Raw genomic sequence first — 19,539 nt, 5'->3', positions numbered from 1 at the left:
AGGGGCACCATGCGACGCATGACGTCACCGGTGTCACGAATCTCCTGGTAAGCGAACGTTTTCGCCGCGCCGCCCTCGCTGTCGATGTGACCCTGAGGATCTTGGGGGTCGTTCGCGGAGGTGTGCGATGGCTCGGTCGGCGTGGTGGGTCCGTGGAGTGGTGATCGGCGCGGTGACGGCGGTGGGGGCCGCCCTCCTCGTGGCACCGGCCGGGGCCGTACCGCCCGAGCCGTACCGCGTCGCGACCGACCTCGAGGGCGCGGTCAGCGCCGCTCACGTGGCGCTCGGCGACCGCATCTTCTGGGTGTCATACGGCAACAGCGGCACGAGCTCGACCGACAGCGAGCTGTGGACCTCCGACGGCACTGAGGCCGGAACACGCGAGCTGGTCGATCCGAACCCGGGCGGCTCTGCTCGGGTGGACCACCTGCACGCGTTCGGGAACGGTCTCGTCTTCACGGCCGACGACGGCACGCACGGCTCCGAGCTCTGGTTCTCCGACGGGACGACGGGCGGCACCGCGAAGGTCGCCGACCTCACCCCGGAGCCCGGCGCGTCCACGTGGCTGCTCGACGCAGGACCGGGCGCGGTGTACCTGGCCGCCGACGACGGCGTCCACGGGCGCGAGCCGTACCGGTGGACGGGCCCGGGGGCGGCCCCGCAGCTGCTGGACGTCAACACGACCTCGCGGACGACCGATGACGAGGAGCTCCAGCCCGAGTGGAGGACTGACTGGACCGACTCGAACCCGGGGGCGCTGGGGATGGTCGGGGACGCGTTGGTGTTCGCGGCGGACCGGACCATCAGGACGGAGGGCGTGGACGAGTGGGGAGATCACTACGTCGCCACGTCCGGGCCGGGGGAAGAGCTGTGGAGGGTCGGCCCCACCGGCCCTCCGCAGCTCGTCAAGGACATCACGCAGACCGACCCGTGGGGTGACCCCGATCCGACCCAGGGCACGGCGTTCTCGCCGCGGACCGGCACCGCGGTGGTGGGCGACACCCTGTACTTCCTCACCGACCACACGGACGACGACGACTCGCGACCGGAGCTCTGGCGCACGAGCGGCACCGACGCCACGACCGTGCGGGTCGGCGCCCCGCCGCTCGCGTACGTCGAGGACCACTGGGACTTCCAACCGGTGGCGTCGGGCGGGCGTGTCTTCTACCGCGCGTGGGATGCCGCGTGGGACGGAGTCTGGGCGACGAGCGGGTCGGGCGTGGGCCAACGGGTGAGCCCGCCCGGCGATGCCACCGATCCCGTCGCACTGAACGGCGGCGTGGTCTTCGCGATCGCGGGCGATGCCGCCGGACGCGAGCCGTGGTTCTCCGACGGGAGCTCCGCGACCCGACTGGCTGACCTACGTGCCGGCGCACCGGGCTCGAGCGCCTTCCCATTCGCGACCTGGGGAGGTCACGCGTACTTCGGCGCGACCGCGGGCAGCGGACGCGACCTCTATCGGACGGACGGCACGGCCGCAGGGACCGAACGTGTCATGGACCTGCCGAACGAGTCGGGTGCGATCGTGGACGGCCCGATGGTCCTCTACGGGGCGGCGGGCCTGCTGTACTTCCTCAACAGCCCCGATGACGACCGCAACGTCGGCAACGAGCTGTGGGTGTTCGACCCGAACCGCGTCATCGACGCGAAGGCGACCACGACGGTGCTTCGGGGGCCGGCAGCCGTGGCGTACGGAGTCGGCGGAAGCCTCACGATCACGGTCTCCGGCACGGGCGGTCCGCCCGCGGGCACGGTGACGATCCGCGACGGTGCGACGGTGCTGGGCACCGCGACGCTCTCCGGTGGACGCGCCACGTTCGCCCTGCCGAGGAGTCTGGCGCTAGGACGTCACACGCTCACCGCGACCTACGACGGCAGCGCCGCGTTCTCGTCGTCCGTCTCGGCGCCGCTCGTCGTGACGGTCAAGGCCGCGACGAGACTCACCGGCCGCGTCAACGACCTGACGTTCACGGCACGGGACAGCATCCGCGTGACCGCCACGCTCAGGACGACTCCCGCGATCAACGCGACCGGGCGGATGCAGCTGCACGTCGACGGCGGTGTCCGCGTGACGGCGACGCTCGCCGCGCGTCATCGCAACACGCTCACGCTGGTCAGCCGACCCCTTCGGCCGGGCCGCCACCGTCTCCAGGTGGTCTTCTCCGGGTCCCCGAACGCCATGGACGCCCGGACGGGCGTCGTCACGATCACGGTCTACCGATGAGGAAGGGACGAACATGAGGACGACACGGATGACAGTGGTCGCGGCGCTGCTCGCGGCCCTCGTGCTGGCGTTCGCGCCGGCGGCCCAGGCCGGCAGCTGGAAGACCACCACGAAGTGGCGCAATTGCGACAACTTCAAGGCGGCGATAGGTGTCCGGGTGACGTTCACCGACCCCGCCCGGTACTACGGCACCGGCAAGTACATGGTGAAGCGCTGGATCGAGTGGGAGTACTACAAGGGCGGCAAGTGGCGCGAGGCCGACCGCTACTACCGCGAGTCGGACTGGGTGAAGGTGACGAACCTGAACTACGACTGGGTCACCACGCCGGCCGACCGCGTGGCCTGGCAGGGGCTCTACTACAGCCACTGGCGTGCGAAGGTGACCGTGAAGCTCATCAAGAACCGCCCGGGACCGCGGGACAAGAAGGTCGACGAGGTCCAGATCTTCCCGATGAAGGGGTCGTTCCGCGAGATCGGCAGCAACTGCGGCTACGAGTTCTGAGGGGCGTCGCCTCACGCGGCCCCCCGGTATGACCCGCGGCGTCATCACCACCGTCCGGTCGGTCCTCGGCCTCTGACCGGTCGGACCCTCCTCACCGCACGACGACGAGGTCGACCTCGTCGGCGATGCGGTAGGGCGAGGTCGTCAGCAGCGCCCCGACCTGCCGTCGCAGCCGCGAGATCTCGGCGCGCACGGTCACCTCGTGCCCACTGTCGCCGAACAGCGCCCGGCTGAGGGCGGCGGCGGACGTCCCGGCGGGTCCGGCGTCCGCGAGCCGGACCAGGAGCTCGGCATGGCGGGCGCTCAGGGGTCGGCGCAGGGTCGAGTCGGCGGACGTCACCTCGAGCACCGGCTCGCCGCCCGTGAGGTCGAGTCGACCCCGCACGCGCCGGTCGGCGGTCGCAGGACGCACGAGCCAGCCGCCGTCGATGGGCTCGGGCAGGCACAGACCCATCCCCGGGACGGCCAGTGACGTGTCCGGCCGTGGAGCGGCGATCCGGTCACGCACCGCGATGCCGGAGCGCACGGCGACCCAGCCGTCGGGATCGACCACCAGGAGCGGTCCGTTCGAGGACGCGACCACGTGCTCGACCGAGCGACGGAGCCGTTCCAGCTGATGGGTGTGCACCTGCGACAGCCGCGCCTCCGCCAGCCGCACGGCGGTCTCGACGAGGGCGGTGATGGCCGGATGCAGGGTCAGTGCAGGTCCGCTCACGTCGACGACGCCGAGCAGCTCGCCCGTGCGCGGGTCGTGCAGCGGCGCGGCGGTGCAGTACCACGGGTGCTGCTGCTCCTCGAAGTGCTCGGCGGAGAAGAGCTGGACCGGCGCCTGCTCCGCGATCGCGGTGCCGATGGCGTTCGTCCCGACCTGGCCCTCGGTCCACAGAGCGCCCTCGCCGAAGCCGAGGCGGTCGGCCTGCAGTCGCACGGTGCTCGCCCCCTCGCGCCACAGGATGATCCCGTCGGCGTCGGTCACCACGAGCAGGAAGCGGGACGCGTCGGCGACGCTCGTGAGGGCGAGCCGGAGGTCGTCGATCACCCAGCGCAGCGGCGTGGCGCGGCGCCGCCGCTCGACCTCGTCGCGGCCGAGTGGGTCGCGCGCGCCCGCGCCCGTGGGATTGAGGCCGAGCGCCAGCATCCGCTGCCACGACCGCGCGACCACGGGCCGTGGCAGAGCGGGTGCGCGCCCGCCGGAGAGCAGCAGGTCGTGCATCCGGCGCAGGTCCCGGGCGTGACGCGGCAGGTCCGTGCCCGGCGCGACGGCGCTGAAGCTGTTCACCTCGCCACCTCCTGGGTCGTCGCCAGCATAGGCAGCCAGTGTGACGCCCGTCACGTGCAACGTCGTGCAACGCTACCCTGCCGACCTGCCCCGGCGGTGTCCTGAGGTCCGTCCCCCACCGGCCTCAGCGATTCGAGGAGCGATCATGACCCAGATTCTGGAACCACCCGTCGACACGGCGGCGAACCCCGATCCCACCGTCGCAGCCGAAGGATGGTTCGCCGACTTCGAGGCGGCCCTGCGCGAGCGCGACGTCCACCGCGCCGCCGCGCAGTTCGCCACCCAGAGCTTCTGGCGCGACCTGGTCGCCTTCAGCTGGAACATCACGACGGTCGAGGATCGATCCGGCGTCGAGGGCCTGCTGACCGACACGCTCGAGCGCACCGACCCGAGCCGGTTCGTCCTCGAGGAGCAGGCCACCGAGGAGGGCGGCGTCATCACCGCCTGGTTCGTGTTCGAGACGGCGGTCGGCCGCGGTCGTGGTCTCGTTCGCCTGCGTGAGGAGGAAGGCCGTTGGAGGGCCTGGACGTTCCTCACGACGCTCTACGAGCTGAAGGGGCACGAGGAGCCGCGCGGCTCCCGGCGGCCGATGGGCGCCGAGCACGGTGCGACGAAGGATCGAACGACCTGGACGGAGCGCCGGGAGGCGGAGGACGCGTCACTCGGGCGCACCGAGCAGCCCTACGTCCTCGTGGTCGGCGGCGGCCAGGGCGGCATCGCCCTCGGTGCTCGGCTCCGCCAGCTCGGCGTCCCGAGCCTGGTCATCGACAAGTACCCCCGGCCGGGCGACCAGTGGCGCAGCCGCTACAAGTCGCTGTGCCTCCACGACCCGGTCTGGTACGACCACCTGCCCTACCTGAAGTTCCCCGACAACTGGCCCGTGTTCGCGCCGAAGGACAAGGTCGGTGACTGGCTGGAGTCCTACACGAAGGTCATGGAGGTGCCGTACTGGTCCTCGACCGTCGCGACCTCGGCGTCCTTCTCCGAGGAGACCGGACGGTGGACCGTCGAGATCGAGCGCGAGGGCGAGGCGCTGACGCTGACCCCGACGCACCTCGTGCTGGCGACCGGCATGTCCGGGAAGCCGAACGTTCCCGTGCTTCCCGGACAGGACGTGTTCCGCGGCGAGCAGCAGCACTCGAGCCAGCACCCCGGCCCCGACGGCTACCGAGGCAAGAGGGTCGTGGTGATCGGCTCGAACAACTCGGCGTTCGACATCTGCGGCGCCTTGTGGGAGCACGATGCCGACGTCACGATGGTCCAGCGGTCGTCGACCCACATCGTGAAGTCCGAATCGCTCATGGACATCGGCCTGGGCGACCTCTACTCCGAGCGGGCGCTCGCGGCCGGCATGACCACCGAGAAGGCCGACCTCGTCTTCGCGTCGCTGCCCTACCGGATCATGCACGAGTTCCAGATCCCGCTGTACGAGCAGATGAAGGAGCGGGACGCCGACTTCTACGCACGCATGGAGGCTGCCGGCTTCGACCTCGACTGGGGCGACGACGGCTCGGGCCTGTTCATGAAGTACCTGCGCCGGGGGTCGGGCTACTACATCGACGTCGGGGCGGCCGAGCTGGTCGCGGACGGGGAGGTCAAGCTGGCGAAGGGCCAGGTCTCCCACCTCACCGAGGACTCCGTGGTGCTGGCGGACGGCACCGAGCTGCCGGCCGACCTCGTGGTCTACGCGACCGGGTACGGCTCGATGAACGGCTGGGCCGCGGACCTGATCAGCCAGGAGGTCGCCGACCGGGTGGGCAAGGTCTGGGGACTCGGCTCGGACACGACCAAGGACCCGGGACCGTGGGAGGGCGAGCAGCGCAACATGTGGAAGCCGACGCAGCAGCCGCATCTGTGGTTCCACGGGGGCAACCTGCACCAGTCGAGGCACTACTCGCTCTACCTGGCGCTCCAGCTCAAGGCGCGCCACGTCGGGATCCCCACGCCCGTCCGCGGGCTGCAGGAGGTGCACCACCTCTCCTGAGCATGCGCCCGAGGGCTCCGGCGACGGCCGGAGTCCTCGGCGTGCCGGGGGCCCCGGGCATGACCCACGTCACACCGGTCGGTAGCGTGCGCGCGTGGCGAAGAAGACTCGGACCTGGCTGCGGCGCACCCTGCTCGCCGTTCTCGTGCTCCTGCTGCTCGGCGTGGTCGGGTTCTTCGCGCTCGGCCCGGGCATCGTCGAGAACAGCATGAACCGGATGGCCGACACCGACCTGGCCGAGCCGGACCGCGAGACGGTCGCGCTCCACGACTCCCTGTTCATCGCCGACCTGCACTCCGACACGCTGATGTGGAACCGGGACCTGCTCGACCGCTCCGACCGCGGTCACATGGACCTGCCGCGGCTGCAGGACGGCAACGTCGGCCTGCAGGTGTTCTCGTCGGTGTCGAAGACGCCCAAGAACCAGAACTACGACTCGAACCCGGCGGACACCGACAACATCACCCTGTTGGCGATCCTGCAGCTGCAGCCGCCGCGCACGTGGACCTCGCTGGTGGAGCGGTCGCTCTACCACGCCGAGAAGCTGCAGGACGCGGTCGCCGACTCCGAGGGCGAGCTGCGCTTCATCCGGTCGCGCGACGACCTCGACCGCCTCGTGGCCGACCGCGAGGCCGGCAAGAACGTGACCGGGGCGCTGTTCTCGCTCGAGGGCCTGCAGAGCCTCGAGGGCGACCTCGACAACCTCGGTCGACTGTTCGGTGCCGGCGCGCGCATGGCCGGCTTCACCCACTTCTTCGACAACGAGGTCTCCGGGTCGATGCACGGCGAGGGCAAGGGCGGCCTGACCGACCTCGGCCGCGAGGCGTTCGCCGAGATGGAGCGCCGTGGGATGGTCGTCGACATCGCCCATGCCAGTCATCCGGCGATCGCCGAGATGCTCGAGCTCGCCACGAAGCCCGTGGTGGCCAGCCACGGCGGTGTCCAGGCGACCTGCGACGTCAACCGCAACCTCACCGACGACGAGATCCGCGGCGTCGCCGCCACGGGCGGTGTCGTCGGCATCGGCTACTGGGACGCCGCGGTCTGCGAGCTGACGCCCGCCGCCGTCGTCGACGCGATCGAGCACGTCATCGAGGTCGGCGGCCTCGAGACGGCGGCGCTGGGCAGCGACTACGACGGAGCCACGAAGGTCGCCTGGGACACCAGCGACATCGCCGTCGTCACCCAGGAGCTGCGCGACCGTGGGCACTCCGACGAGGACATCGCCGCGATCATGGGCGGCAACACGCTGCGCGTCCTGCGTGCCGTCCTGCCCGTCGGAAGCGACGGTTAGAGTCGCGGGGTGAGAGTCCAGCCGTCCCCCGAAGTCGCCGCAGCACTGGAGCAGGGGCGCCCCGTCGTCGCCCTCGAGTCCACGATCATCAGCCACGGCCTGCCCCGTCCCGACAACCTCGCGGCCGCGCAGGAGTTCGAGGAGATCCTGCGGTCGCAGGGCGTCACGCCCGCGACGGTCGCGGTCCTCGACGGTGAGCTGAAGGCGGGTCTCACCGCCGACGAGGTGTCGCGGATCGCCAACGAGGACGTCCCGAAGCTCACGGTCCGCGACCTCCCCGTCGTGCTCGGCATGGCCGGCAGCGGCGCCACCACGGTGGCCGCCACGTCGTGGATCGCCGACCGCGCGGGCATCCGCGTGTTCGCCACCGGAGGCCTCGGCGGCGTGCACCGCGGCGCGTCCGAGACGTTCGACGAGTCCGCCGACCTCACCGTCCTCGGCCAGGTGCCGATCACGGTGGTCTCGGCCGGCGTGAAGTCGATCCTCGACATCCCTGCGACCTTGGAGCGCCTCGAGACCCTCGGCGTCATCGTGCTGGGCTTCCGCACGAAGGACTTCCCGAGCTTCTGGCTCACCTCGTCGGGCCACCAGCTCGACTGGCGCGCGGAGGACGCGTTCGCCGTCGCCGCGGTGATGCACAGCCGCGACCAGCTCGGACTGAGGTCGGGCATCGTCGTGGCGAACCCGCTGCCGGAGGAGAAGCAGCTCGACCCGCAGGTCCACGACGAGGCGCTCGAGCGCGCGCTCGCCGAGGCCGAGGCGAAGGGCCTCTCCGGCAAGGAGGTCACGCCGTTCCTGCTGCAGCGCATCGTCGAGCTCACCGGCGGCGACAGCCTCGCCGTCAACCTCGACATCGCCCGCAACAACATCGAGGTCGCCGCCCGCATCGCGACCGCCGCGGCGGAGTACCCGTGATCCTCGTCGTGGGCGACGTCGTCGACGACATCGGCGTCCTGCCTCTCGAGCCCGTCGCCCCGCGCAGCGACACCCGCGCGCAGATCCGGATGACGCCGGGCGGGTCGGCAGCGAACACGGCTGCGTGGCTGGGCTTCCTCGGCGCGCAGACGCGCTTCCTCGGCAAGGTCGGCAACGACGGCGTCGAGCGCCACGGTGACGCCCTGCGCGAGCACCAGGTCGAGCCGCGGCTGGTCGCCGACCCGCTGCTGCCCACGGCCACGATCGTGCTGACCCTCGACGACGACGCCGACCGCACGATGTACGTCGACCGCGCCGCCAACGGCACGCTCACGCAGGCCGACCTCCCCGACGACCTCTGGGACGGCGTCGACTGGCTGCACCTCACCGGCTACACCTTCTTCGACCCGCAGACCCGCGACGTCGCCATCGACCTCATCGCCGAGGCGAAGCGGCGCGGTGCGGGCGTCAGCGTCGACCCCAGCACCACCGCGTTTCTGCGCGAGGTCACGCCCGAGGCGTTCGCCGAGTGGACCCGCGGCGTCGACCTGCTCGTGCCGAACCTCGACGAGGCGCGCCTCATGGTCGGCGCGACCGGCCCGTTCGTCGACTTCGACGCGCTGACGCGGATGTACCCGCAGGTCGTCGTCACGCTCGGCTCGATGGGCGCCGCCTACGTCGCCGGCGGCGACCGCGAGCAGGTGGCCGCCCCGCGCATCCAGGTCGTCGACACCACCGGCGCGGGCGACGCCTTCACCGCCGGCTTCCTGGCCTCGTGGCTGGAGCAGAAGGACCCGCGCGCCGCGCTCACCGGCGGCATCGGTGCCGCCAGCCGCTGCGTCCAGCAACGCGGCGCCCGCCCCTAGCGAGGCGTCAGGATGACCGCATGACCGTCACGCTCTCGCCCGTCACTGCCGAGCGGTTCCCGGCCTGGCTCCGGCGAACCCGCGCGGAGTACGAGGCCGACCTCGTCGCCACGGGCGAGACGCCTGAGGAGGCCCGGCGCCAGGCCCGAGCCTCGACGGACCATGCGTTCCCCGACGACGTGCCGACGCCCGGTCATGCGGTGTTCGACCTGCTCACCGACGAGGGCACCGTCGCCGGGTATCTCTGGCTCGGCCACGACACGTCGGGCGACAGCCGGTCGTGGTGGGTCTGGGACGTGTTCGTCGAGCCGGAGCAGCGCGGTCGGGGCGTGGGCCGCGCGGCGATGCGGCTCGCGGAGGAGTACGCGCGGGACGAGGGCGCCCAGACCCTGGGACTCAGCGTGTTCGGCTTCAACGAGGCGGCGCGCGGCCTGTACGAGTCGCTCGGGTACGAGGTCACCAGCGTGAAGATGCGCAAGCGCCTCTGAGTCCCCGAACGACGAACGCGCCAGCACCCGGAGGTGCTGGCGCGTTCGCGCGGTGACGGCTGTCAGGCCTTCGTGTCGTCGTCCTCGGCCGTGGACTCGTCGGCCGCCGCCTCGGTGGCGGAGCCGGTGAGGTCCTCGCCCGAGGGGTTCGCGTCGCTGAGCGGCGCGGCGTCCTCGGAGACCGGGTCGGGCGCCGGAGCGTCCTCGACCGGCGTGATCGCCGCCAGCTCCTCCTGCTCGGAGGTGGGCTCGGCGTGCTTCTCGGCCGGCAGCTCGGGCTCGGAGTCGTCGTACACGACCGACTCGGCGTCGGGGTTGGTCGTGTCGCCGCTCTCCGGGTGCGGCTCGGGCTTGGGCTCGTCCTCCGAGGCCGTGTGGCCCTTCGGCTCGTCCTCGAGAGCATCGAGCAGCGACGGCTGCTCGTGACCGCCCGCGGACGCCTCGGTGGCACCGCCCTCGGCGGGAGCCTCCTCGGCAGCGGGAGTCTCATCAGCGACCTCGTCCGTGGCCTCGGTCTCGGGCTCGGGCGGCGCCTCCTCGGCGGTCTCGACCTCGGCGGCCTCCGGCTCGGCCGGCGCCTCCTCGGCAGCCTCGACCTCGGCGGTCTCTGGCTCGGCCGGGACCTCGGCAGCGTCAGCCGTGTCGGCGTCGGGCTGGCCGAGTCCGGGCTGCTGCTCGTGCAGCGCCGGGCTGTCGTCGGACTCCGAGTCGAACTCGGGCTTGGAGACCGCGTCGTCCAGCGCCTCGGGCTCCGGATCGGACTGGGCGGGCTCGTCCTCGGGCTCGGTGGCCACGGAGACGGGCTTGGTGCCCTCCGCGTCCAGCGCGCCCTCGGGGGTCGCGTCGCCCGACTCGAAGATGCCTCCGGCGGTGCCCTTCTCGTCGACCGCGATGTTGTGCTTCGCCGCCATCTCGGCGTCCGCGGCGCGGCTCTCGCCCTCCGGGTCGTCGAGGTCGTCGCCTGCGCCGGTCGGAGCATCGGCCGACTCGTGCGCGTCGGCGGCGGCACCGACGGACTCGGTGTCGGTCAGCGTGCCGGGATCGGCCTGGGCCTCCGGACCGGGCTCGGCGTCCTCGGGCTCGTCACCCGCGGCGTGCGACTCGTCGGCGGCCGCGGCGACCAGGGCCTCGGCCTCGGTCACGACGTCCTCCTCGGAGCGCTTCACGGCCTGCAGCAGCAGCTGCGCGACGTCGAGGACCTCGACGTTGAGCAGCGACTCGTCCTCGGCCTGCTTCGCGGTGAGGCCGTCGGCCAGCATGACGCGGCAGAAGGGGCAGCCCACGGCGATCTGCTCCGCCCCGGTGCCGATGGCCTCCTCGGTGCGGTTGATGTTGATGCGCGAGCCGATCTTCTCCTCCATCCACATGCGGGCGCCGCCGGCGCCGCAGCAGAAGGAGCGCTCCTTGGAGCGGTCCATCTCCACGTAGTCCGCACCCGTGGCGCCGATCAGCTCGCGCGGGGGCGAGTAGACCTGGTTGTGGCGGCCCAGGAAGCACGGGTCGTGGTAGGTGACCTTGGCGGCCGGGGCGGCGGGCGCGACCGGCTTGAGCTTCTTCTCGCGGACGAGGCGGTTCAGCAGCTGGGTGTGGTGCACGACCTCCAGCTCGATGCCGAACTCCTTGTACTCGTTCTTGAGCGTGTTGAAGCAGTGGGCGCAGGTCGAGACGACCTTCTTGACCTTGGTCTCCTCGAAGACCGCGACGTTCTCCATCGCGAGCTGCTTGAAGACGATCTCGTTGCCGGCGCGACGGGCGGAGTCGCCCGAGCAGGTCTCGCCGTCACCGAGGACGGCGAAGGTGACGCCCGCGATGTCGAGGAGCTCGGCCACGGCCTGCGTGGTCTTCTTGGCGCGGTCCTCGAAGGCGCCGGCGCAGCCGACCCAGAACAGCCATTCGACCTCGTCGAGCGACTCGACGTCGACGCCGACCTGCTTGACCTCGAAGTCGAGGTCCTCGGCCCACTTCATGCGGTCGCGCGGGTTCATGCCCCACGGGTTCCCCTTGCGCTCGAGGCCCTTGAAGATGTTGTTGAGCTCGGCGGGGAAGTTGGACTCGACGAGCACCTGGTAGCGGCGCATGTTGTCGATGTGGTCGACGTGCTCGATGTCGACGGGGCACTGCTGCACGCAGGCGCCGCAGTTCGTGCACGACCACAGGACGTCGGGGTCGATGACGCCGAACAGGTCCTCGGTACCGATGAGCGGACGCTCGAGCTCGCGCTGCTGGTCCTCGGTGAGGGTCTCGGGGTCGGCGCCGAGCAGCGGCACCTTGGCGTACGCGTGCTCGCGCAGGCCCATCATGAGGAGCTTGGGGGAGAGGGGCTTCTCGGTGTTCCAGGCGGGGCACTGGCTCTGGCAGCGGCCGCACTCGGTGCAGGTGGAGAAGTCGAGGATGGACTTCCAGCTGAAGTCCTCGACCTTGCCGACGCCGAGCTTCTCGAACTCCTCCTCCTCCATGTCCTCCATGGTCTCGAGGTCGAGCGGCTTGCCCGCGACGTAGAGCGGGACGAGGGCGCCCAGCGCGGTGCCGCCGTCGGCCTCGCGCTTGAAGTAGATGTTGAACCAGGCCAGGAAGCGGTGCCAGGCGACGCCCATCGTGAGGTTCTTGCCGATGACCATCAGCCAGACGGTGGCCGAGACGACCTTGACGACCGCGAGCAGCGTGATCGTGACCTCGAGGCCGGTGACCGACAGGCCCGACCAGAGGGTGTCGCCGATCCAGCCGGTCAGCGGGAAGTGGAAGTACGTGCCGTGGCTGTCGCCCTCGAGGCTCATCAGACGGTACTCGGCGCCGCGGATGAGGATGCCGGCGGCGCACTCGAGCGCGACCATCGCCTCGACGAAGTAGGCCTGGCCGAAGCGCGAGCCGAAGAAGCGGCTCTGGCGGCCCTGGGTGCGCGGGTGGTTGCGCTGGCGGATGACGACGAGCGCCGCGATGCCGATGAGGCCCAGCCAGGCGATGGCCTCGCTGACCCATTCGAAGAGGAAGAAGTGGCCGATGATCGGCAGCACCAGGTGCGGGTTCCAGACCTGCAGGTAGGCGGTGGCGACCGCGGTGCTGAGGATGAGGAAGCTGAAGAAGACGGCCCAGTGCAGGAGGCCGACCCAGTGCCACTGGAGCATGCGCGTGTGGCCGAGGGTCTCGACCAGCATGTTCTTCGTGCGGCTCGCCGGGTTGTCGGTGCGACCGTAGGCCGGCGTTCCGGCGCGGATGACCCCGAGCATCCGCTTGATCCCGGGCGCCAGGTAGTACACCGCCAACGCCGTCGAGACCAGCGTGATCACTCCGGCGATGATGTTGATCGGTTCCATGCCGATTCCTCTCGCGGTTCAAGCAGTTGGTGCTGACCCTAATCTGCGGCGGAGAGCGCTGCTCAGTTAGGCCAGCCAAAGGCGTACGATGATGTTACCTGCGAGTAGCAACGGGTACGCAGGCGATGGCCGCCAGCGGGAAGACCGCGACCGCCGCGAAGGCCCAGCCGTAGCCCGCGAGCTCGACGATCGCGCCGACGACGGGCGGCACCGCCGCCGCGGTCAGGTACTGGCCCGTGTTCTGGATGCCGAACGCGCGCCCCGACCACCGCGGTCCGGCGATCTCGGCCACGGCGGTGAACGCCAGGCCGTTGTCGACGACCGTGATCACCATGGCGGCGACCATCAGGGTGATCGCGACGGGCGATCCCTCGAGCACGGCCAGCGCCAGCATGGAGACGGTGGCCGCCACCGCCACCTGCCGCATGGGGCCGAGGCGATCGCCGACGCGGTCGGACCACCAGCCCGCGGCGATGCGACCGCCCGCGCCGAGCACCTGCGAGACCGCGTAGAGCGCCCCGGCCGCGGCCGGGCTCCAGCCGTGCTGGTCGATGAGCCACAGCAGCATGAAGGTCCACACCGCGTACTGCGGGATGACGAGCAGCGCCGAGGCTCCGTGGATCCGCACGAGGCGCCGGTCGCCGCGGTAGGGGTTGGCGCGGGGGTCCGTGCCCTCCGTCGCGAGCGCCGGCGGGTCCACGACGGTGAGCGCGATGAACACGGTGGCGACCGCCGAGACGACGAGGCAGCCCAGCACGATCGGCGCGACGCCCCACGACTGCACGCCGGCGGGGACGACGAGGGCGGCCACGCCGACGCCGAGGGGAAGACCCGTCTGGCGGATGCCCATCGCGAGACCGCGGCGATGCGCGGGGAACCAGCCGACGACGAGCCGGCCGCTGGCGGAGTTGGAGCTGCCCGCGGCCACGCCGCACAGGCCGAAGCCGAGCGCGAGCACGACCACGTCGTCGGCGCGGGCGCCGGACCAGGCCACCGCGCTGCCCACGACGAGCAGGGCGAGGCCGGACGTCAGCGCGATCCGCTCGCCCACGCGATCGACGATCGCGCCCCACGCCACGAGGGTGAGCAGGGTGCCGACGGTCGGGGCGGCGGCGAGCGCGCCGGTGGCGACGAGGGGGACGCCCTCGTCGAGGTGCAGGTGCGGGATCAGCAGCAGCGGCGTGCTGACCACGGCGGTCGCGGTGACCTGCGCGATCATCGCCGCGACCAGCATGAGCCAGGGGCTCGGGCGGCGCGTCACCTCCGCGCGCGGGTCATCCGAGAGCGCCCACGTGCGCCAGCGCCTGCTGCAGCAGCACGCCGCGGCCACCCTCGAGCTCGTCGAGGATCGCGGGGCTGAACGCCTCCTGCGGAGTCAGCCACGAGAGCTCGAGCGCGTCCTGGCGCGGGTCGCACTCGCCGGTGACCGCCACGACGTAGGCCAGCGCGACGGCGTGCTGGCGCGCGTCGTACAGCGGCGTGACGCCGGGGATCGGGAAGTACTCGGCGACCGTGAAGGGCACGATGTCGGCCGGCAGCTGCGGGAACGCCGTGGGGCCGAGGTCCTTCTCGAGGTTGCGCATCAGGGCGGAGCGGATCGGCTCGCCGTGCAGCACGCGACCGGAGACGAACGAGCGCGCCATCGTGCCGGTGGTGGGGGAGCCGCGCAGCAGCAGGCCGACCTGCTCGACCTGGCCGAGGCTGTCCAGTCGGACCGGGATCGCCTCGACGTAGAGGATCGGGACGCGGGACCGGGTCTCCTCGAGCTGGAAGTCGGAGAGCCAGCCGGGGTTCGGGTCGGGGGTGCGCACGGAGGGCATGCGCCCATTGTGGTGGATCCCTGGCTGTCGGCAGCGGACGCGGACGTGAACACGGGTTGTCACTGGGAGTTACAGCACTTAGGGTGAGCCACATCACAAGGCCCGTCCGTCTCAGGGGACGGGTCTGCCGGAGGAAGGCTCGCCCGTGATCCGCACGTCCCGAACATCCCAGCGCCTCGTCGCCGCAGGCTCGTCGGCGGCCGCCCTGGCCGCCGCGGCCGTGGTCGGAGTCGGGCTCGTCTCGCCCGCCTCGGCCGCCGACGTGGAGCTGGAGAAGTCCTTCGACTACACGTGCCAGGTGACGGCCGGCGGGCTGAACCTCGGCGAGCACGTGATCGGCGTCCTCGCGTCGACCACGGCGCCCGAGTCGGTCTCCCCGGGCGAGGTGATCGCGCCGCGCACGGTGAACATCACGCTCACGATGCCCGAGCTGCTGCGTCAGTCCACGGCCATGCTGCTGCAGGGCCGCGAGGCCGACGGCGAGTCCACCGACTCGGCCGTCACCCTGACGACGGGCGGCGAGACCACGAGCGTCCCGATCCCGAACCTCGGGTCGCCGCGCACGCCCATCCCGCAGACGGCGAACGAGCCGTGGACGATCCCGGCGTCGGGCACGGTCCCCGAGATCACGACCCCGGCCACGGCGACCGGCTCGGTCGTCCTGGGCATGCCGAGCACCTTCTCGATCGCCGCCACCATCTACAAGGCCGACGACTCGACCGTCCCGTCGACCCTGACCTGCGCGGGCCCCGGCGACCTGTCGCTCGGCACGATCGCGGTCACCGCGGGCAGCGAGCCGACCACCGGCCCGACCTCCGAGCCGACGACGGAGCCGACGAGCGAGCCGACGACGGAGCCGACGAGCGAGCCGACGACGGAGCCGACGAGCGAGCCGACGACGGAGCCGACGAGCGAGCCGACGACTACTCCCACCACGACCCCGACCGATCCGCCGGCGGACGACGTCGACCTGTCGAAGCGCTTCGACTACACGTGCCGCGTCACGGCCGGCGGACTCGACCTCGGCTCGCACGCGATCGGCGTCCTGGCCGAGACCACGATCCCGTCGCGGGTCCAGGTCGGCGACGTCATCTCCTCGCGCGGCGTCGACATCACCCTGACCCTGCCCGAGCTGCTGCGGCAGTCCACCGCGATGCTGCTCCAGGGCCGTGAGGCCGAGGGCGGCTCGACGGACTCGTCGATCACCCTGACCACGGGCGGCCAGACCCAGACCGTCGCGATCCAGGACCTGAAGTCGGCGCGCACGCCGATCCCGCAGGTCGCCGACGAGCCCTGGCTGATCCCCGCCACCGGCACGGTCCCCGAGATCACGGTCCCGGAGTACGCCGAGACCTCGGTCCGCCTGGGCATGCCCGAGGCGTTCACGATCCAGGCCACGATCCACAAGGCCGACGGTTCGACCGTCCCGTCGAACCTGACCTGCGCGGGCCCGGACGAGCTCGGCCTGGGCTCGATCCCGGTCGGCGACGCCGAGCCGGAGCCCACCACGGGTCCCACCAGCCAGCCGACGACCGCGCCGACCACGCAGCCGACGACCGAGCCCACGGGTGAGCCCACCACGGCTCCGACGACCGGCCCGGGCGACGACGAGGACCCCGACGCGGTGGAGCTGCTGAGCGACGACGTGCTGTCGCCCGGCGACACCATCACCTTCGCCTTCGGGTCGAACTGGATCGGCAAGGAGCTCGAGTTCGAGCTGCGCTCCGACCCGATCCCGATGGGCACGAAGGTGGTGCCCACCTCGGGCGAGGTGTCGGTGCGCATCCCGACCAACGCGCCCGCCGGCTCGCACGACGTCGTGGTGCTTAGCCGCGGCGAGGTGATCGCCTCGGTCCCGGTCGAGATCCTGCCCGCCGACGCCGCGGCCGACACGACCGACGACGACTGGGTCAGCGACGGCTACCTCGCCGCGACCGGCGGTCCGGCCGTGAGCGCCGCGCTGCTCGGCGGCGTCCTGGTGCTCGCCGGAGGAGCGGCCCTGGTGCTGCGCCGCCGCACGCGTCGCAGCTGACGCAGGAGTGAGCGGGGGCGGATCCTCGGGTCCGCCCCCGCTGCCGTGCCCGGCCCGTGCGGGCTAGGCTGGCAGCACCACGACAGGGGAGCGCCATGCAGAGGGCGCTGAGAGTGCGGAACAGCCGCAGACCCTTGAACCTGCTCCGGTTAGCACCGGCGAAGGGAGTCATCATGAATTCTGCCGTCACCTCCACGACTCGTCCCACCCGCTACCGCACGATCGACCTCGTCACGATCGCGATGCTCGGCGTCGCCTTCGGCGTCGTCTTCTGGGGCTGGGGGAAGTTCTACGACGTCATCGACCTCGGTGCCGCGGTCGGCTTCAAGCCCGCGGCCGCCCTCCTGGGCGGCATGTGGCTCATCGCCGGCGTCGTCGGCGGCCTCATCGTCCGCAAGCCCGGCGCCGCGTTCGCCACCGAGTTCATCGCCGCGCTCGTGTCGATGCTGGTCCTGGGCGGCACGTCCTGGGGGAGCACCGTCCTGATCTCGGGCGTCGTGCAGGGGCTCGGCGCCGAGCTGATCTTCGCGCTGTTCCTCTACCGCCGCTTCGACCTGCTGACCGCGGTCCTGGGCGGCGCCCTGTCGGGCGTGCTCGAGGCGTTCTACGAGTGGAAGTACTACTTCCCCGACTGGGACCTGCAGTGGCGCCTGCTGCACCTGGGCTTCCTCGCCACCTCCGGCGTCGTCATCGCCGGCTTCGGCGGCTGGCTGCTCGTGCGGTCGCTGGCGAAGGCGGGCGCCCTGGACTCCTTTCCCTCCGGGCGGCCGTAGCGCGTGACGATCGCGTTCCGCGACTTCACCTGGACGCCCCTCCACGGGCGGCGGCCCGCCCTCGACCGGCTCGACCTGAGGATCGAGCGGGGCGAGCGGGTGCTGCTCGTCGGCCCCAGCGGCAGCGGAAAGTCCACGGCGCTCCACGCCGTCGCCGGTGCGCTGGGATCGACGCTCGTGGGGGACGCGTCCGGGTCGGTCGAGGTCGACGGGCGGATCGGCATGGTCACGCAGAACCCGTCGGCCTCGATCGTCGCCGACCGCGTCGGGCGCGACGTCGCGTTCGGTCCCGAGAACCTCGGCCTGCCGCGCGACGAGATCTGGCGGCGGGTCGACGCGGCGCTCGACGCCGTGGGGCTGCCGTACGACCGCGACCGCTTCACCAGTGCGCTGTCCGGCGGTGAGCGGCACCGGCTCGCGCTTGCCGGCGCACTGGCCACCGAGCCCGACCTGCTGCTCCTCGACGAGCCGACCTCGATGCTCGACCCCGCGCTGGTCGAGGTCGTCCGCGACGCCGTCCTGGCGGTCGTCGGCGACCGCTCGCTCGTGGTGGTCGAGCACCGCTTCGAGCCGTGGCTCGACCACGTCGACCGCGTGGTCGTGCTGGACGCCGGTCGCCTGGTCTTCGACGGCTCGGTCGCGCAGTTCCGCACCGCGGCCGTGCCGGACGCGCTGTGGATGCCCGGGCGCCCCGCCCCCGTTCCCCTGGAGGTCCCCGGCGAGCTGCTGGCTCCGGTGGAGCCTGCGCACGTGCGCGTCACCGACCTCGTCGTCGACCAGGTGACCCGGGGCCTGCGTGGCTCGGAGCGTACGCGCGCGGTCTCGGGGCTGACGCTCGCGCTCGAGCCGGCTACCCTCACCGCGCTCGTCGGGCCGAGCGGCGCCGGGAAGTCCACGGCTCTGCTGGTCCTGGGCGGTCTCATCGAGCCGGTCTCGGGGGTCGTCGACGCGCCGCGCGGGCTGGGCTGGTGTCCCCAGGACCCCGAGCTCGGCTTCGTCGCCACCACGGTCCGCGACGAGCTGGAGGCCACGCCGCGCGCGCTCGGCCGCGCGGTCGACGTCGAGGCGCTGCTGGAGGCCGTCGGCCTCGCCGGGCGCGGCGACGACCACCCCTACCGGCTCTCAGGCGGCGAGCAGCGCAGGCTGGCACTGGCCGCCTCCGCGGCGCACCGTCCCGGACTGCTGCTCGCCGACGAGCCCACGGTGGGCCAGGACCGCGACGCCTGGGCGCTCGTGGCCGGCTGGCTCGGCTCGGCCGCGCGCCACGGCGTGACGGTCGCGGTCGCCACCCACGACCCCGACCTGCCGCGCGACCGCGAGGTCCTGCTGCGCGCCGGGGAGGTGGTGGCGTGACCGGCCTGCTCACGCGCCTCAACCCGCTGGTCCTGATCGGGATCGGCGTCGCGGCTGCCCTCGGCTCGCCCGCGATCCGCACGCTGCCGATCGCGGTCGTCGCGGTGTCGCTCTGGGTGCTCGCCGCGGTCCTCACGGTGCCGTCGTGGAAGTACCCGGCAGTCTGCCTGCTGCTCGTGCTGATCCCGATGGCGAGCGTCGCTTGGTCCACGTGGCTGCTGGGCGGTCGCGACGCCGAGGTCGCCCTCGTCGCCGGCCTGCGCACGTTCGTGCTGGCGTGGCCCGGAGCGGTGGCGGTGGGCTACGTCGACGTCGCGCGGCTGGGGGACTACCTGGCCCAGAGCCTCAAGGTGCCGGGGCGCTTCGCCGCCGCCCTGTCGGCGGCGCTCCAGCGGGTCAGCGGCTCGTGGCGCACGTGGCACGACCTGGAGCGGACGCGCCGGGCCCGGGGGCTCAAGGTGCGGCCGTGGTCGATGGCGTTCGCGCTGCTCGTGCACACGATCCGCGAGGCGACGCGCACGTCGATCGCGATGGACGCGCGCGGCTTCGCGACCGCGCACCGTCGCACGTGGGCCGAGGCCGCCACGTGGTCCCGTGCCGATGTCGGCGTCCTCGTCGGAGCCGTGATCCTAGCTCTCGTGCCGGCGGGGATGCGTCTCATGGGCCTCTGACGCACCACCGTTGAAAGGTGTCTTGCG

Annotated in this window: 15 protein-coding genes and 1 riboswitch; of the genes, 11 read left to right on the top strand and 4 right to left on the bottom strand. The window is 72.0% G+C overall.

Going from position 1 to position 19,539, the window contains the following annotated elements:
• Nucleotides 1–127 precede the first annotated feature (127 nt).
• Complete coding sequence (locus BJ975_RS13765) at nt 128–2,224, top strand: Ig-like domain repeat protein (protein WP_179426897.1); 2,097 nt, start codon at nt 128–130, stop codon at nt 2,222–2,224.
• 13 nt (nt 2,225–2,237) lie between these two features.
• Nucleotides 2,238–2,726 (top strand): hypothetical protein, encoded by a 489-nt coding sequence (locus BJ975_RS13760; RefSeq protein ID WP_179426895.1) that lies wholly within the window; start codon nt 2,238–2,240, stop codon nt 2,724–2,726.
• A 91-nt stretch (nt 2,727–2,817) separates the two neighbouring features.
• Here the strand turns inward: BJ975_RS13760 and BJ975_RS13755 are convergent, their stop codons facing one another.
• Nucleotides 2,818–4,005 (bottom strand): GAF domain-containing protein, encoded by a 1,188-nt coding sequence (locus BJ975_RS13755; protein WP_179426893.1) that lies wholly within the window; start codon nt 4,003–4,005, stop codon nt 2,818–2,820.
• A gap of 145 nt (nt 4,006–4,150) precedes the next feature.
• Here BJ975_RS13755 and BJ975_RS13750 point away from each other — a divergent pair, with 145 nt between their 5' ends.
• From BJ975_RS13750 to BJ975_RS13730, 5 genes are all read left to right on the top strand, one after another.
• The gene (locus BJ975_RS13750; RefSeq protein WP_179426884.1) at nt 4,151–5,989 is read left to right on the top strand and encodes a flavin-containing monooxygenase; all 1,839 of its coding nucleotides are present in this window, start codon (nt 4,151–4,153) and stop codon (nt 5,987–5,989) included.
• Nucleotides 5,990–6,083: 94 nt separating this feature from the next.
• On the top strand, nt 6,084–7,283 hold the full coding sequence (locus BJ975_RS13745) for a dipeptidase (protein ID WP_317628268.1): 1,200 nt from the start codon (nt 6,084–6,086) through the stop codon (nt 7,281–7,283).
• A 9-nt stretch (nt 7,284–7,292) separates the two neighbouring features.
• Nucleotides 7,293–8,198, top strand: coding sequence for a pseudouridine-5'-phosphate glycosidase (locus tag BJ975_RS13740; protein WP_179426882.1), 906 nt, complete (start codon nt 7,293–7,295; stop codon nt 8,196–8,198).
• Nucleotides 8,195–9,064, top strand: a complete 870-nt coding sequence (locus tag BJ975_RS13735; RefSeq protein WP_179426880.1) for a carbohydrate kinase family protein — start codon at nt 8,195–8,197, stop codon at nt 9,062–9,064. The genes BJ975_RS13740 and BJ975_RS13735 overlap by 4 nt, the downstream gene beginning before the upstream one ends.
• Before the next feature lie 20 nt (nt 9,065–9,084).
• Nucleotides 9,085–9,552, top strand: a complete 468-nt coding sequence (locus tag BJ975_RS13730) for a GNAT family N-acetyltransferase (protein WP_179426878.1) — start codon at nt 9,085–9,087, stop codon at nt 9,550–9,552.
• 62 nt (nt 9,553–9,614) lie between these two features.
• Here the strand turns inward: BJ975_RS13730 and BJ975_RS13725 are convergent, their stop codons facing one another.
• From BJ975_RS13725 to BJ975_RS13715, 3 genes are all read right to left on the bottom strand, one after another.
• Complete coding sequence (locus BJ975_RS13725; protein ID WP_179426876.1) at nt 9,615–12,863, bottom strand: heterodisulfide reductase-related iron-sulfur binding cluster; 3,249 nt, start codon at nt 12,861–12,863, stop codon at nt 9,615–9,617.
• 94 nt (nt 12,864–12,957) lie between these two features.
• The gene (locus tag BJ975_RS13720; RefSeq protein ID WP_218845939.1) at nt 12,958–14,124 is read right to left on the bottom strand and encodes an MFS transporter; all 1,167 of its coding nucleotides are present in this window, start codon (nt 14,122–14,124) and stop codon (nt 12,958–12,960) included.
• A gap of 13 nt (nt 14,125–14,137) precedes the next feature.
• Nucleotides 14,138–14,683 carry a DUF4916 domain-containing protein gene (locus BJ975_RS13715; RefSeq protein ID WP_179426874.1) on the bottom strand — a complete coding sequence of 182 codons (546 nt, stop codon included), beginning with the start codon at nt 14,681–14,683 and terminating at the stop codon, nt 14,138–14,140.
• A gap of 145 nt (nt 14,684–14,828) precedes the next feature.
• Here BJ975_RS13715 and BJ975_RS17310 point away from each other — a divergent pair, with 145 nt between their 5' ends.
• From BJ975_RS17310 to BJ975_RS13695, 4 genes are all read left to right on the top strand, one after another.
• Nucleotides 14,829–16,715 (top strand): DUF6801 domain-containing protein, encoded by a 1,887-nt coding sequence (locus tag BJ975_RS17310; protein WP_179426872.1) that lies wholly within the window; start codon nt 14,829–14,831, stop codon nt 16,713–16,715.
• A gap of 74 nt (nt 16,716–16,789) precedes the next feature.
• Nucleotides 16,790–16,899: riboswitch (TPP riboswitch) on the top strand.
• On the top strand, nt 16,889–17,488 hold the full coding sequence (locus tag BJ975_RS13705) for an ECF transporter S component (protein WP_179426870.1): 600 nt from the start codon (nt 16,889–16,891) through the stop codon (nt 17,486–17,488). Its footprint overlaps the riboswitch before it by 11 nt.
• Nucleotides 17,489–17,491: 3 nt before the next feature.
• Nucleotides 17,492–18,841, top strand: a complete 1,350-nt coding sequence (locus BJ975_RS17170) for an ABC transporter ATP-binding protein (protein ID WP_179426868.1) — start codon at nt 17,492–17,494, stop codon at nt 18,839–18,841.
• The gene (locus BJ975_RS13695; protein ID WP_179426860.1) at nt 18,838–19,512 is read left to right on the top strand and encodes an energy-coupling factor transporter transmembrane component T family protein; all 675 of its coding nucleotides are present in this window, start codon (nt 18,838–18,840) and stop codon (nt 19,510–19,512) included. Before BJ975_RS17170 ends, BJ975_RS13695 begins: the two co-directional genes overlap by 4 nt.
• Nucleotides 19,513–19,539: the final 27 nt, after the last annotated feature.

This window comes from Aeromicrobium tamlense, from assembly GCF_013408555.1.
Taxonomy (GTDB): Bacteria; Actinomycetota; Actinomycetes; order Propionibacteriales; family Nocardioidaceae; genus Aeromicrobium; species Aeromicrobium tamlense.
The sequence above is the reverse complement of the archived record's forward strand: the minus strand, read 5'-3'. Positions and strand labels throughout refer to the sequence as shown.